12 protein-coding genes are annotated in these 14,614 nt (G+C 71.2%); 5 read left to right on the top strand and 7 right to left on the bottom strand.

The window, feature by feature from the left end; translation table 11 throughout:
• The first annotated feature begins 5 nt into the window (after nt 1–5).
• Nucleotides 6–518, top strand: a complete 513-nt coding sequence (locus ABGB14_RS10195) for an OmpA family protein (protein ID WP_347643336.1) — start codon at nt 6–8, stop codon at nt 516–518.
• 8 nt (nt 519–526) lie between these two features.
• Here ABGB14_RS10195 and ABGB14_RS10200 read toward each other — a convergent pair whose 3' ends face one another.
• A complete protein-coding gene (locus ABGB14_RS10200) occupies nt 527–1,612 on the bottom strand; it encodes a trypsin-like peptidase domain-containing protein (protein ID WP_347643337.1) in 1,086 nt (361 codons plus the stop codon).
• 19 nt (nt 1,613–1,631) lie between these two features.
• Nucleotides 1,632–3,062, bottom strand: a complete 1,431-nt coding sequence (locus tag ABGB14_RS10205; RefSeq protein ID WP_347643338.1) for an AMP-binding protein — start codon at nt 3,060–3,062, stop codon at nt 1,632–1,634.
• 692 nt (nt 3,063–3,754) lie between these two features.
• On the opposite strand from ABGB14_RS10205, the gene ABGB14_RS10210 reads away from it, so the two are divergent.
• Nucleotides 3,755–4,537, top strand: coding sequence for a hypothetical protein (locus ABGB14_RS10210; protein ID WP_347643339.1), 783 nt, complete (start codon nt 3,755–3,757; stop codon nt 4,535–4,537).
• 62 nt (nt 4,538–4,599) lie between these two features.
• Complete coding sequence (locus ABGB14_RS10215) at nt 4,600–6,849, top strand: acyl-CoA dehydrogenase (protein WP_347643340.1); 2,250 nt, start codon at nt 4,600–4,602, stop codon at nt 6,847–6,849.
• Nucleotides 6,850–6,895: 46 nt separating this feature from the next.
• Here ABGB14_RS10215 and ABGB14_RS10220 read toward each other — a convergent pair whose 3' ends face one another.
• From ABGB14_RS10220 to ABGB14_RS10230, 3 genes are read right to left on the bottom strand one after another with little or no spacing between them, the layout of a single operon-like run.
• The gene (locus ABGB14_RS10220; RefSeq protein WP_347643341.1) at nt 6,896–7,660 is read right to left on the bottom strand and encodes an enoyl-CoA hydratase/isomerase family protein; all 765 of its coding nucleotides are present in this window, start codon (nt 7,658–7,660) and stop codon (nt 6,896–6,898) included.
• A complete protein-coding gene (locus ABGB14_RS10225; protein ID WP_347643342.1) occupies nt 7,657–8,868 on the bottom strand; it encodes a CaiB/BaiF CoA-transferase family protein in 1,212 nt (403 codons plus the stop codon). The genes ABGB14_RS10220 and ABGB14_RS10225 overlap by 4 nt, the downstream gene beginning before the upstream one ends.
• Before the next feature lie 34 nt (nt 8,869–8,902).
• On the bottom strand, nt 8,903–10,048 hold the full coding sequence (locus tag ABGB14_RS10230; protein ID WP_347643343.1) for a hypothetical protein: 1,146 nt from the start codon (nt 10,046–10,048) through the stop codon (nt 8,903–8,905).
• A gap of 74 nt (nt 10,049–10,122) precedes the next feature.
• On the opposite strand from ABGB14_RS10230, the gene ABGB14_RS10235 reads away from it, so the two are divergent.
• Entirely contained in the window at nt 10,123–10,956 is an 834-nt protein-coding gene (locus ABGB14_RS10235; RefSeq protein WP_347643344.1) for an IclR family transcriptional regulator, read from the top strand.
• Between the two features lie 2 nt (nt 10,957–10,958).
• Here ABGB14_RS10235 and ABGB14_RS10240 read toward each other — a convergent pair whose 3' ends face one another.
• Nucleotides 10,959–12,059, bottom strand: coding sequence for an alcohol dehydrogenase catalytic domain-containing protein (locus ABGB14_RS10240; RefSeq protein ID WP_347643345.1), 1,101 nt, complete (start codon nt 12,057–12,059; stop codon nt 10,959–10,961).
• Nucleotides 12,056–13,060: a hypothetical protein gene (locus tag ABGB14_RS10245; protein WP_347643346.1), complete on the bottom strand. Its 1,005-nt coding sequence runs from the start codon at nt 13,058–13,060 to the stop codon at nt 12,056–12,058. Before ABGB14_RS10245 ends, ABGB14_RS10240 begins: the two co-directional genes overlap by 4 nt.
• Before the next feature lie 204 nt (nt 13,061–13,264).
• Here ABGB14_RS10245 and ABGB14_RS10250 point away from each other — a divergent pair, with 204 nt between their 5' ends.
• Entirely contained in the window at nt 13,265–14,584 is a 1,320-nt protein-coding gene (locus ABGB14_RS10250) for an MFS transporter (protein ID WP_347643347.1), read from the top strand.
• Nucleotides 14,585–14,614: the final 30 nt, after the last annotated feature.

Here is a 14,614-nt window from a genome sequence, read left to right on the forward strand (position 1 = left end):
TCGCGGTGTCCCTCGTCCTGTCGCCGGCGCCCAGCACGCCTCCGGACGCGACCGGGGCGGTCGAGGACCTGGTGCTGCCCGTGGAGGACGTCATCGGCGAGGTCGAGTCGCTGGACGGCACGCAGAGCGAGACCAGGCAGGGCCGCGAGGTGACGGTCGCGCTCACCAGCGACGTGCTGTTCGGGCTGGACAAGTGGAAGCTGACCGGCAAGGCCGAGCAGCGGCTCAAGCAGGTGGCCGGGAAGATCGGCGCGGAGGGCGCGGGCGGCGTCGTCAAGATCGAGGGGCACACGGACGACCAGGGGAGCGACTCCTACAACGTCACGCTCTCGCAGCGCCGGGCGCAGGCCGTACAGACGGCCATGCGCCGGTTGCTGACCGGCTCGGGGGTGACGCTCCAGGCGAAGGGGTACGGTGAGAGCCGTCCCAAGCTGCCCAACCTGGTGGACGGCAAGCCCATGGAGAAGAACCGGGCCAAGAACCGCCGCGTCGAGATCGTCTTCACCGCCAAGCAGTGATCCCGGGGTCACTCGCCCGGCAGCTGCCCCAGCGTCACGGTGATCGTCTCCCTCTTCCCGCCCGAGCGGATGACCCCCACGCGCACCTTGTCGCCGGGTTGGAGCGCCGTGATGGCCTCGGAGAGCTCGGCCATGGTCGCCGTCTCCTCGTCGTTGATCGAGACGATCACGTCGCCCGCCCGGATGCCGGCCTTCTCCGCGCCCCCGCCGCGCTCGACCCTGACGACGCCCACGCCGGAGGGCTGCCCGTCCTCGCCGACGACCGTGCTGCCCCTGATGCCCAGCGCCGCCCGGTGGGTGTTGGTGACCTTGCCGTCCTTGACGATCTGCGCGGCGATGTCGGTGGCGGTGTTGCTGGGGATCGCGAAGCCGATGCCGGGAGCGGCGCCCCCGCCGAGGTCGGGGTCCGTGGCGGCGAGGGTCGGGATGCCGATCACCTGACCCGACAGGTCCACGAGCGCGCCGCCGCTGTTGCCGGGGTTGATCGCGGCGGAGGTCTGGATCGCGCCGGCGATCGTGGCGCCGGGCGAGCCGGCGGACTGCGGTTCCGAGACGGTACGGCCGAGCGCCGAGACGATGCCGTTCGTCACGCTGCCCGAGAACCCCAGCGGGTTGCCCATGGCGAGGACGATCTGTCCGACCCGCAGCTTCGACGAGTCGCCGAACTTCGCCGGGCGCAGGCCGTCGGGCCGGTCCACCTTGATCACCGCCAGGTCTCCCGCGGGGAACGACTCGACGAGCCTGGCCGGGCGCGGCGGGCCGCCGCTGGCGAGCGTGACCTCCATCTCCTGGGCCTGGCCGACCACGTGCGCGTTGGTGACGATGTGCCCGGCCGTGTCGAACACGACGCCGGATCCGAGGCCCACCTTCGTGGTGATCTGCACGATGGACGGCAGGACGTTCGTGATGACCTGCTCGTACGCCGCCTCGAGCGGGAGCCGCGACACCGTGGGGGAGGCGGTCGGGGAAGCGGTCTCCGCCGGCGAGGCGGTGCCCGTACCTGTCGGCGTGGCGGCACCCGGCGACGGCGGGGCCGACCCGCAGCCTGCGAGCACCACCGCGGCAGCCGCCAGTCCTGCGACGAACTCCCTCATACAGGGTTCTGTGCCCAGCTCACCTCGAAAGATACGCTTCGCGGACGTCGCGCCTGCTCAGCTTGCCTGTCGGCGTGCGTGGCAACGACTCGCGGTATTCGATCATCCGCGGGTGCTTCATCCGGGCCAGCCGGGGCTCGCAGTGGCGCAGCAGATCGGCGGTGAGCTCCGCGCCACCCGAGACGCCCGCCGCGGGCTGCACGAGCGCCACGACCTTCTGCCCCCACTCGGAGTCGGGCACGCCGATCACCGCGACGTCCGCCACGGACGGGTGCTCCAGCAGCGCCGCCTCGATCTCGGCCGGATAGATGTTGACCCCGCCGGAGATGATCAGGTCGGTCCGGCGGTCGAGCAGGAACAGGTAGCCGTCGCCGTCGAGATAGCCGATGTCCCCCGGCGTGTACGCCCGCCCGCGCATGGCCGCCGCCGTCTTGCCGGGGTCGCGGTGGTACTCGAACCGGTTGATCCCGTCGACGTACACCTGGCCCGGCGAGCCCGGCGGCACCTCCCCGCCGTCCTCGCCGACGATCGTGAACGCCATGCCGTCCAGCGCCCTGCCGACCGTGCCCGGCCTGGCCAGCCACTCCTGCGAGGACACCATGGTCACCACGGCCGCCTCGGTGGAGCCGTAGTACTCCCACAACACCGGCCCCAGCCAGTCGATCATCGCCTTCTTGACGGCCGGCGGGCACGGCGCGGCGCCGTGGTAGAGGTGGGTGAGCGACGACAGGTCGTACGACTCCCGATCGGGCACCCCCAGCAGGCGGTGGAACATCGTGGGCACCATGAAGGCGTTCGTCACCCGGTGCCGCTCGATCAGCCGTAGCGCGCCGGCCGCCTCGAACCGCTCCGGCGCCACGACCGCGTGCCCGAACTGCAGCGCCATCATCGCCTGCCCGTACGGCGCCGAGTGGTAGAGCTGCGAGCACACCAGGTGCACGCCGCCCGCCGGCAGCCCGAAGTGCCGCCAGCTCTTGCGCATGAGGATCGGGTACAGCTCCTCGGGCGTCAGGTCCAGCAGCCGCCGCCGTACCCCCTTGGGCCGGCCCGTGGTGCCCGAGGTGTAGAGCATCATCGATCCGGCCCTGCGGCGCTCGGGGGCGACGGCGGGCGAGCCGGCCACGAGCTCGCCGACCGTGAGCGCGTCCGGGCCGATCACCACGGTGGCGCCGCAGTCGGTCACGATGTAGTCGATCTCCTCGGCCGTGAAGTGCCAGTTGACCGGCACCAGGTACGCGCCGATCTGGTAGGTCGCCAGCATCATGGTGAGGGCGTCGAGCCCGTTCTTCAGCACGGTGACCACGCAGTCGCCAGGGCCGGTTCCGCGCGCGGTCAGTCCGTTGGACGCTCGGTTCACCCGGTCGAGCAGCGCTCCGTAGGTGACCTCCTGGTCGCCGAGCAGGGCGGGGCGTTCAGGGTCGTTGGCCGCGATCTCGTAGAAACCCCTCATGTTCGCCGACCTTACAGAATAAGATTCTGCAAAGGGAATAGAGGATTTATGCCTCGCCGAGGTGACGTAATCTCAAGGCCATGGCGGACGACGGCGACCAGAGACCTGAACATGATCCACCCACCACCCCGTTCCGCAAGATCGTCCTGCCCGCCGAGGAGACGGTCCAGATCGGCCGTCTCGCCGAGGAGACGGTCCAGATCACCCGGCCGTCGGCGCAGGGGTCGTCCACCCCGGTGAAACCCGCCGGCCAGCCCGCGAAGCAGTCCCAGAGCCGCCCCGGCGGCCCGCCGCCCGGCAACCCGCCTCAGGGCCAGCCGTCCGGCCGGCCTGGAAATCAGGCACCAGGCGCCGGAAACAAGCCGCCGGGCCGGGAGGGAAACCAGCCGCCGAACGCCGGTAACCAGCCGCCGAACGCGGGCAACCAGCCGCCGGGTGCCGGGAACCAGTCCCCGGGCGCCGCGAGTCAGCCGCCGGGCGCCGGGAACCAGCCGCCGGGTGGCGGGGGTCGGCCGCCGAGCGCTGGGAACCCGCCTCAGGGTGGCCCAGGCGGCCCAGGTGGCCCAGGTGGCCCAGGTGGCCCGGGGGGCCCGGGCGGCCGGCAGCCGCCGCGCCCCCTGCACCAGCCGCCGCGTCCGCCCGCGAACCAGCCGCCACCCGCGCAGCCGTTCATGCAGCCGCAGGCGCATCCGGTGCCGGAGCGCACGGCCAAGCCGGCGTCCCGCGGTCTCGGCGACATCCCGATCAAGGTCGTCTACCTGGCCGGCGCCAGCCTCGCGACCGTCCTGGCCGTGCTGCTCGTCTTCGTGGTCTTCTCCGGCGACGTGCCCGCCAACCAGGGGCAGCAGGAGGAGGTGGTCGCCGTCGCTCCCGTGCCGAGCTCGGCCACCCCGTCGGCGACGCCCAGCCCGACCGTCAGCGAGAGCCCGATCGTGTTGCCGCCGGTGCCGGAGAGCAAGAAGTTCCCGGCGCTGTCCGGCAAGGCGGCCAAGGTCACCGGCACCATCACCGACAAGAACACCGGGATCAAGTATCCGCGCCTGGGCTCGCCGTGGAAGGCCAGGGACTTCCCGCCGTTCTCGGTCGCGCAGCGGATCGGCGAGGTGGCCATCCCGCACACGCTGGTCGCCTCGGCGAAATACCCGGCTGACGGGCCGGACAAGAAGCCGTCGTCCAACGCCGACTACCGCGCGATCGCCACGGAGGCGGCCCGCTGGACCATCCGTACGCAATATCCGAAGGGCGCCACGCTCGCGTGGACGGCCTCGCAGAAGATCCCGGTCGGCAAGGGGTGGACGCTCGGCTACAAGGTCACCTACACCTTCGACGGCAAGGAGCAGGTCGCCCAGGCCATGGTGACGGTGGTCGAGGTGGGCAGGACGAAGCCGACGCTGCTCATGGCCTCCATCCCCGAGACGAACAAGGAGCGCTGGCGTGACCTGAGCACCATCGTGAAGCGGGTTCGCCCGCTCTAGGCCAGAAGCATCCTCTAGAATATGGTTCTGGGCATGGCGCCGGACCTGGCTGGAGGATGAGCATGGCGATCGGTTTGAGCGAGGAGCACGGGGCGCTCCGCGAGTCGGTGAGCGGCTGGGCGGAGCGCAACATCCCGGCGGAGCTGCTGCGCGCCGAGGTGGACGGCCGCCCGCCGTTCTGGCCGGGCCTCGCCGAGCAGGGGCTGCTCGGCCTGCACCTGCCCGAGGAGTCGGGCGGTTCCGGCTACGGGCTGCTGGAGACCGCCGTGGCCGTGGAGGCGCTGGCCGAGCGGATGGCGCCGGGCCCGTACGTGCCGACCGTGCTGGCGAGCGCGGTGATCCACGCCTCCAAGCGGCACGACCTGCTGGAGGGCCTCGCCGACGGCACGCTCACCGGCGCTGTCGCTCTGGCCGGCTCACTTACCGGCTCGCTTACCGGCATCCGTGACGACGACGGCTCCCTGGTCGTCTCCGGCACGGCCGAGCCCGTGCTCGGCGGCTCCCTGGCGGACGTGCTGGTGCTGCCGGTGACCACGCCGGAGGGCGAGGAGTGGGTCGTGGTCGACGCCTCCGCCGCCACGGTCACCGCGCTCCCCTCCCTCGACCTGACCAGGCCGGTGGCCAGGGTCGAGCTCGCGGGCGCGGCCGTGCCCGCGGAGCGGGTGCTCGACGGTGTCGAGGTCGCCGACGTCCGCAACCTGGCGGCCATCGTGCTCGGCGCGGAGGCGGCGGGACTGGCCTCGTGGTGCGTCACGGCCGCCGCCGAATACGCCAAGGTACGCGTGCAGTTCGGCCGCCCGATCGGCCAGTTCCAGGGCATCAAGCACAAGCTCTCCCGCATGCTGGTCGCGCTGGAGCAGGCCCGCGCCACCGTCTGGGACGCCACCAGGGCGGCGGAGCGGGAAGCCGGTCCCGAGGAGCCGGTGGAGGCTCCGGAGAGCGCGACCGCGGGCGCGGCGAAGGAGCTGGAGCTCGCCGCGGCCGTCGCCGGGGTGATGGCGCCCGACGCGGCCGTCCAGTGCGCGAAGGACGCCATCCAGACGTTCGGCGGCATCGGCTACACCTTCGAGCACGACGCGCACCTCTACTACCGCCGCGCGCTCACCCTGCGGGCCCTGCTCGGCCCGTCGTCCGAGTGGGCCGCCACGGTCGCCGCGCTCGCCCTGCAGGGCGTCTCCCGCTCGATGGAGATCGACCTGCCGGAGGGCGCGGGCGAGCTGCGCGAGTCGATCCGCGCCGAGATCGCGGAGATGGGCGGGCTGGAGGGCAAGGAGCAGAAGCGGGCGCTCGCCTCGCGCGGCTTCGTCATGCCCCATCTGCCCAGGCCGTGGGGGCGCGACGCCAGGCCGCTGGAGCAGGTGCTGATCGCGCAGGAGCTCAGGGCCGCGAAGGTCCGGCTGCCCCAGATGATCATCGGTGCCTGGGTGGTGCCGTCCATCGCCACGTACGGCACCCGGGAGCAGCAGGAACGGTTCCTGCCCAAGACGCTCAGCGGCGAGATGATCTGGTGCCAGCTGTTCTCCGAGCCCGGCGCCGGATCCGACCTGGCCTCGCTGCAGATGAAGGCGGAGCGGGTCGAGGGCGGCTGGAGGCTCAACGGCCAGAAGATCTGGACCTCGGTCGCCCACGTGGCCGAGTGGGGCATCTGCATCGCCCGCAACTCCAGCGAGGGCTCCAAGCACGAGGGCATCACGTACTTCCTGGTCGACATGAAGGCCCCGGGCGTCACGGTCCGGCCGCTGACGGAGATGACCGGCGAGAACCTGTTCAACGAGGTCTTCCTCGACGACGTGTTCGTCCCCGACGACCTGGTCGTGGGCGAGGTCGGCGAGGGCTGGAAGGTCGCCCGCAACACGCTGTCCAACGAGCGGGTCTCGTTGTCGTCCGGCTCGGGCGGCACCGGCTCCTCCGTGCCCGACCTGCTCGGCCTGGCCGGGCGGCTGGGCCGCGAGCTGTCGCCCGTGGAGGCGCAGCGGGTGGCCGGGGTGGTGTGCGAGGGCCACTCCATCAACGCGCTGTCGCTGCGGGTCACGCTCAAGCAACTGGCCGGCTCCGAGCCGGGCGCGGACGCCTCCGTACGCAAGCTGCTGTCGACCTCCCATGCCCAGCACGTCTCCGAGACCGCCGTGGAACTGCTCGGCCCGGCGGCGGTGACGGCCGCCGACATGAAGCTCGGCGACGCCGGCTACTGGAACAGGGCGGTGCTCGCCACCCGCGCGATGACCATCTACGGCGGCACCACCGAGGTGCAGCTCAACATCATCGGCGAGCGCATGCTGGGCCTGCCGAGAGACCCGGAGCCCGGTAAGTGACCGCGCACGCCCCGTGGCACTGGGGTGCTATGGGGTGCGCGCGCGGTCAGCGGCTGCTGCGCTTCTCCACGAACGCGCGGATCGCGTCAGCTGCCTCGGTGGTGGCGAAGAGCCGGTCCAGCGCCGCACGCTCCTCTCGACGTCCGTGCGGTGCCAGGTCGATTGCCCTGCACGCCTCGGCGACCGCGCGCGCGGGGAGTGCGGCGAGCCGCTCCGCGATGGTGGTCGCCACCGCGAGGGCGTCACCGGACGCGCAGACGGTGGTGACCAGACCGAGGTCCGCCGCGGTGGCAGCGTCGAGCCGGTCACCGAGGAGAATGATCGCCTTAGCCCGGCGGGGACCTATCTGGGCGGTGAGCCGTTGGGTGCCGCCCCACCCCGGCAGCAGCCCGAGGCCCACCTCCGGCAGTCCGAAGCGGGCGTCCTCGGCGGCGACGACGAGATCGCAGGCGAGCACGCACTCGAAGCCGCCACCCAGCGCGACGCCCTCGACCGCCGCGACCACCGGCGCCGGGGAATCGGCGATCTCGTCGCACATCGCGTTCGCCTCGTCCATCAACGTGGCGATCGCGGCGGGGTCTCCCTCAGCGTAGGTGCCGATGTCGGCCCCCGCGCTGAACACCGGCGTGCCGGTCAGCACGACCGCACGCACCTCCTCTGCCCGCGACGCCGACCGCAGCGCCGCCCGGACACCTCGCACCGTGGCCAGGTCGATCGCGTTGCGCTTGTGCGGCCGGTCGAAGCTCACGACGAGCACGGCGCCGTCGCGGCGGGTTCGCACCGCGGTCGCGGCCGTGTCCGGGGCGGTCACGCGTCCTCCGCCGTGCGGCTGGCGATCCCGCGGGCGACGAGGTCCTCGACCTCGTCCTCCGTGCAGCCGGCCGCTCGCAGCACCTCGTCGGTGTGCTGGCCGAGCAGCGGTGCCGGGTCGTAGCGACGGTCGGTCGCGGCTGACAACCGGATCGGGTTGTCGATCACCTTCACCTTTCCGAGCCGCGGCTGTTCGAGTGTGCGTACGACATCGTTGTGCACCACCTGCGGATGCGCGAGCACCTCGTCGTAGTCGAGGACGGGGCCGCAGAGGATGCCCGCTTCGCCCAGACGCTCGAGGACCTCGTCGGTGCCGAACCGCTCCAGCTCGCCGTCCATGATCTTCCATAGCGCTGACCGATTCTGCTGCTGCAGCTCGGCCGTCGCGAACTCGCTGCGCAGGGTCAGGTCGTCGATCCCGAGCGCTGTGCACACGTCGCGCAGGGGTTCGGGTCGGAACAGACCCACGATCGTCACCCAGCCGTCGGCTGTTCTGAAGGCTCCAACGAAGTTGTCGCGTTCCCAGTGGATCTCGTGGCGGCGCATCATCCATGCGGTCATCTCCTGCATCTGCTGGAACACCGCGGTGTCGATCAGTGAGACGTCCACCCGCTGGCCCCGACCCGAGGTCGACCGCTCGAGCAGCGCCATCAAGATGCCCTGCACGAGTGCCATGCCGGCGCCGAAGTCGATGAACGGGACAGGATAGATGCTTGGGCGGCCGTCGTCGCCGCGGTTGTGCCAGGCGGCTCCGCCGAACGACTGCAGTGCCATGTCCTGGCCGCCGAGGTCGCGCAATGGGCCGGTGTCGCCGAACCCGGTGCCGTAGGCGTAGACCAGGCGCGGGAATCGCTCGTGCAGGGCCTCCCACCCGAGTCCCATCCGCTCGGCCACGCCGGCGCGGTAGTTGGAGACCAGCACGTCGGTGTCGGCCAGCAGCCGCATCACGACGTCCACTGCCTCCGGTTGCTTCAGGTCAAGCACGATCGAGCGCTTGTTGCGGTTGAGCGAGATGAATGACGCGCTGTCCTCTATGCCGTCGGACCTGGTGTCGATCGACCGGCTGATGTCGCCGGTGCGCGGTCGCTCGACCTTGATCACGTCGGCGCCGAAGTCGGCGAGGATCTGGGTCGCCTGCGGGCCGAACTGGACCTGGCTGAGGTCCAGGACGCGTACTCCGGCCAGGGGCAGGGGTCGTGAGTCACTCACGGTACTCCTCCTGTGGTGGTGGGTTCTGGCTGGCTCAGATCCGGCCGGCGGGGATCACGCCGGTCAAGATCATCAGCGACTCGAGCAGGAAGTAGCTGCCGAAGACGAGCTCGACGTTCGTCGCCGCGTCCTGCTGACGCACGGTGCCGCGACGCGTGAAGCACCCGCCGGTGAGCATGCCGACCGGTCGCCCGTCGGTGTCGCCGGTCGGCGTCAGGTAGCGGTCGACCACGGCGTGAGCCGTGCGCTCTGCGAAGTCGCGGTACGGCGCGCCGCCCTCGCCGAGCGCGTGGGCGAGCCGTAGCGCGGCCGCGATGGCCATCGTGGTCGCTGCGGTATCGCGATCGGTGTCGGGGATCGCGGGGTCGTCGAAGTCCCAGAACGCGATCAGGTCGTCCGGGACGTGCGTGATCCACCAGTCGACGGTGCGACGGGCGAGGCCTTGCCAGCGCGGGTCTCCGGGGCGTACGACGGCTGCGTGCGCGGCGTACAGCATTGCCCAGCCCTGCGCGCGACCCCACGTGCTCTCGTCGTCGTAGCCCTTGTGGGTGTGGGTGCGCAGCACCCGGCCGTTCGTCGGGTCGAGGGTGGAGGACTGGACAACCGAGCCATCCGCCCGCACGTGGATCCCCAGGACCCGCTCCAGATGCCGTGTGGCGATCCGATCGAACGTCTCGTCGCCGGTGTGGTCCGCCGCCCAGAAGAGCAGGGCGACGGCCTGCAGGGAGTCGATGCTGCTCTCGGCCGCGCCGACGGAGGTGGCCTCTTCCGCGTCCTCCCCGAGCGGGATCAGTCCGAGCCGCTCGTCGTACATGTCAACGAGCACCCGTGCGGCCCTCAGCGCGATCTTGTCGGTGCCGGCGTCGTCGGCCAGTCGGGTGGCCGCCGCGGCGCCGAAGTAGAACCCGAAGCCCTTGAAGGCGGTGCGGTGATCCGTCCGCGGCAGCATCAGGGCCAGTGCCGCCCGGGCGTCCGCGGCGCTGACCCGGGCGGGATCGAGCGCGTGGGCGAGCCAGAGCTCACCGACGTAGGCGCCGCCCGTCCAGTCGCCGTCGGGGGTGACCGTCCAGTCGCCGGTCTCGCCCGACGCCCAATGGGGTAGGCCACGCGAGAGCACCGAGCGGCTCTGGACGGCGCGCTCCACCATCCGGTCGCGCGCGAGTGCTAGAGATGTGGTCATAGAAGTCCTCCCGGGCGCAGGTGCCGCGGACCCGACGCGTGGGTTAGTTGCGATATTTTCCGAAATATCAGACGATGTCTGTCATGGTAAACGACCGGTCGACACAGGTGCGAGCGACCTCCCCGAACGGCGGGCGGATGACGGCGCCCGCGCTGCGTCGAGGGCTTGACATCCTCGAGCTGTTCCTCGACTCCTCCAACGGCCTCCGGGTGCCCGAGATCACCGCCCGTCTCGGGCTTCCGCGGGCGAGCGTCCACGAGCTCGTGGGCGCGCTGGTCGACCGTGGCTACCTGACGGCGGCCGGAGACCAGCCGGGCTCCTACACCCTTGGAGTGAAGGTGCTCCAGCTCGGCGGCGCGTACGAGAGGGCTCTCGACATGGCCGCGCTCGGTCGCAAGATCGCCAAGTCGGTCGCCGCGGAAAGCGGCGAGACCGTCCAGGTGGCCGTGCGCGACGGCCGGCTCGCGGTTTACGTCGTCCGCATCGACAGCCGGCACGCCGTCCGCCTGGTCTCGACCGTGGGCAGCCGCCTGGCCGCGCACTGCACCGCGGGCGGCAAGATGTTGCTCTCCGCTCTCGACGACGACGAGCTCGACGCCCTCTACCCGGACGACGAGTCGGTGGAGCCGATGACGAGGCGGAGCATCGACTCCAAGGCCCGGCTCCTCGCCGAGCTGGGCGAGATCCGTCGGCGCGGTTGGTCCGAGGAGTTCTGCGAGTCCAACGACGACGCGGCGTGCGTCGCGGCTCCGGTCTTCGACGCGCACGGCAGCTGTGTCGCCGCCATGAGCATCACTGTGCCGACCATTCGCTGGAACGAGGGCGCGCGCGAGCGGGACCTCGACCTGGTCCGCGAGGGCGCCAGGGCGCTTTCGCGAGAGCTGGGTGCGAGCGGCGAGCACGGCTGAACTCACGCGCCGGGCACGATGACGGAGCGCCCGGTCGCGCCTGCCGTCAGCGCCGAGTAGGCCTCGTTGACCTCGTCGAGGGCGAACCGGCGTCCGACGAGCCTGTCCAGCGGCAGCAGGCCACGCTGGTGAAGGTCCAGGATCTGGGGGATCTGCACGACGGGGTTCGATGAGCCGTAGAGGCTGCCGACCACGCGCCGCTCCTGCTGCACCAGCGTGTTCACCGGCACAGTGAACCCCGCTCCGGCCCGGCCCAAGCCGAGGGCCACCAGCGTGCCGGCCGTGCTCAGGCTGGCGAACGCCTGCTCCATCGTGCCGGGCGCACCGACGGCGTCCACGGCCCAGCGCGCACCGCCTGGAGCGACCTCGTCGAGGACGGCGGCGAGGTCGTCGGTCGTCGCGTTGACCGTGTGCGTGGCGCCGAGATCGCGAGCGAGCCGGAGCCGGGCGTCCACAGTATCGACCGCGACGATCGGGCCGGCGCCGACCAGGGCAAGGCCTATGACCGTGCTCAGCCCGACACCGCCGGCGCCGATCACCACGACCGGGTCGGCCGTGGCCGTGGACATCACGTTGAGAACGGCGCCGACGCCGGTCACGACCGCGCAGCCGACGATCGCCGCGACCTCGGCGGGAACGTCCTTGGGGATGGCGACCACGGACCGGTCGGAGACCACGCAGCGCTCGGCGAAGCACGAGACGCCCATGAGGTGGTGGACGGTTTCGTCACCGGCGCGCAGGCGGGTGGTGCCGTCGGGCAGGCCTCCGGTGGTGCCCTGGACGCGGCCGAGCACGCACAGGGCGGGACGGCCGCTGGTGCAGAACTCGCACTCGCCGCAGCGCGGTCGCCAGGTCATCACCACCCGGTCGCCCGGGGCGACGCGGGTGACTCCCGATCCGACGCCCTCGACGACGCCGACCCCTTCGTGGCCGAGGACGGCGGGCAGCCTCCCCTGGAGGTCGCCGGTCATGTAGTGCAGGTCGCTGTGGCACACGCCCGCGGCCTCCACGCGGACGTGCACCTCGCCGCGCTGCGGCGCGGCCAGGTCAACGTCCTCGATCGTCAGTGGTGAGCCCGGCTTGCGGAGGACGGCTGCTCTCATAGGTTGCTCCCTGCGCGATGGGCGGTCTGGGTCGTGGAGATGTCTGGTGCTGCGAAACGCGGCAGTACGGGTTGGTCGCGCTCGCCGAGCGGTGACATCGGGGGTATGCCGGGGGTGCGCGCGAGCTGGTCGAGCCCGAGCCGCGCCCGGCGTACCCGCTCCCGGGTCGACGCGAGAGTGACCTTGTCCAGCTGGGCGCCGGCCGGGTAGACGTCCGGAGCGTTGCGCAGCCCGAACTTCAGGTAGACAGGGGCCGCGACCCGCACGATGTCCCCGATCTCGCCGTACCGGACGAAGCCGCCGATGTTGTCGGGGGCTTCGACGTAGAAGTCGATCGTGGCGTCGCTGGCGCCGCGCATCTCGGCCAGTTGGGTCAGTGAGAGGTCCGAAGCAAGGTTGATCGTGTCGGCGCCGAGGCCCGCCTGCACGGCGAAGGCGACCGGGTTGGCGGGCGCGGCCATCACCGACACCTTGAGCTGCGTGCCGGCCGGTAGTTTGCCGGTCGCGCGCAGCCGGTGGGCCGCCCACAGCACTCCCTCGTCCGCGACGAGGAACGAGGTGACGCCGAGGTCGCCGGCCCGCATGATCTCCTCGACGGCGGCTCGGAGCTGGTTGACGCCGCGCGCGCGTGTCCCGGGGGAGCCGGCAGGGCTGAGGTGCGAGGCTCCGACGTCCCAGTTCGCCCCGGGCCGGGCGAACAGGCACAGCTCCACCGATCGCTCCCGGCACAGCTGCACCATGTCAGTGATCTCGCGGTCGCTGAGCATCGTCACGCCTGAGCCCTGCGAGATCCGATGAACGGGTACGTCGAGCGACTCCGCCTCCTCCAGCGCGGTTTGTGCCGCGGCCGGCCCCTCCACGCTGGGCAGCTCGACCCGCCACGAACCGCCGTCGGGGAACGCGACAGACGACGCGGGCACCTCGGGCGGCGGGGCGCCGAGGAGGCCGTCCTCCACGAGCGTCCGGACCGCGGACGAGCCGGTGACCGTCCCATCGGCCATGAACCCAACCCTTCTGTTTGAAATTTCGGACAACGTCTGTCCCGTTAAACGCCTACCCCATCCGTGTTCGTGGCGTCAAGGCGCGGCCAGGTTGGAGGTCGAGGGCTTGACCGACCTCGAGGTCGTATGTCAACGTGCTCCAAATATCGGAGACCGTCCAATATTTCAGATGATGTTGAGACGGCTCGCACGAACGGAGAACCGATGCACCCGGAGCAGCAGGCGCCCGCCGAGGCCCCCGCGAACGTGGCCCGGCCCGACCGGCGGATGACGGCGGGTCTCGGTGGCGGGGTCGCGCTGGAGTGGTTCGACTGGAACATGTACGGCCTGATGGCCGCCTTCCTCGCGCCACACTTCTTCCCGTCGGAGGATCCGGCCACCGCCCTGCTGAGCGCGCTGGCCGTCTTCGGGGCCGGCTTCTTCGCGCGGCCGATCGGAGCGGCGCTGCTCGGGCCGGTCGCGGACCTGATCAGCCACAAGCGGGTGATGCTGATCTCGGTCGCGGCGATGTCGGCTACCTCGCTGGCCGTGGCCGTGATGCCCACCTATCAGACGCTGGGCGCCGGGGCCGGCGTGATGCTCCTGGTGCTGCGCCTGGTCCAGGGACTGGTCACCGGGGCCGAGGCCGGCGTGGCCAACGCCATCGGCGCGGAGCTCGCCCCTCGCGGTGAGGAGGGTCGCTATCTCGGTCTGATCAGCGGGACGTTCATCCAGATCGGGATCTTCAGCGCCAGCGCGGTGGCGTTCGTCGTCAGCGCGATCGTCTCGCCTGCCGCGATGGCGGACTGGGCCTGGCGAGTACCGTTCGCGATTGCCGGGCTGGCCGGTATCGCGGTCCTCTACCTGCGCAAGACCCTGCCCGAGACGCTGGTCACCCGTGCGGTCAGCCGCAGTCACGACGCCCCCGAGCGGCGCGGCGTGGCCTCGCTGTGGAAGACGCTGTGGCGGGCCCGTCTCGCGCTGGTGGGGGTCGTGCTCGTCATCGGGTCCATCCAGATCGCGAACTACGCCTGGATCACCGGTCTCCCCAACCTGGCGAACTCGACGTACTCCGAGAACAGCACGTGGGTCTTCGCGCTCACCACGATCATGGGAGTCATCTGGATCGTGTCCGGGCCGATCATCGGTGGCCTGGCAGACCGGATCGGCACCGCGCGTGTGTTCACCGCGATGCGGCTGGCGCTGGTGCCGACGTTCTTCTTCATGCTGCTCTACAGCGAGCGGAACCTTGCGATGTTCGCGCTTGTCATGGTGCTCGGCGGTGTGGTGGTCGGCTTCAACATGAGCCTCTACAACTACGTCGCGGTCACGCTGATGCCGCGCGAGATCCGCACCACCGGCGTCGCGCTCGGCTACGCCCTCGGAGTCTCGATCTTCGGCGGCACCTCGTCCTACTTGCTGGTCTGGTTGCGCTCCAACGGCAACTTCTGGCTGTTCGCGGTGTACGGCGGGGTCGTCGCGCTCGTCAGTGTCGTCTTCTACTACCTAGCCCGCTCCCGCGGGCACGTGCACGTCGGGCGCTGACCGGCCCGAGGAGGTCGCATGAGCACGTCG

It is taken from the genome of Nonomuraea sp. B10E15, assembly GCF_039871615.1.
Classification (GTDB): Bacteria; Actinomycetota; Actinomycetes; order Streptosporangiales; family Streptosporangiaceae; genus Nonomuraea.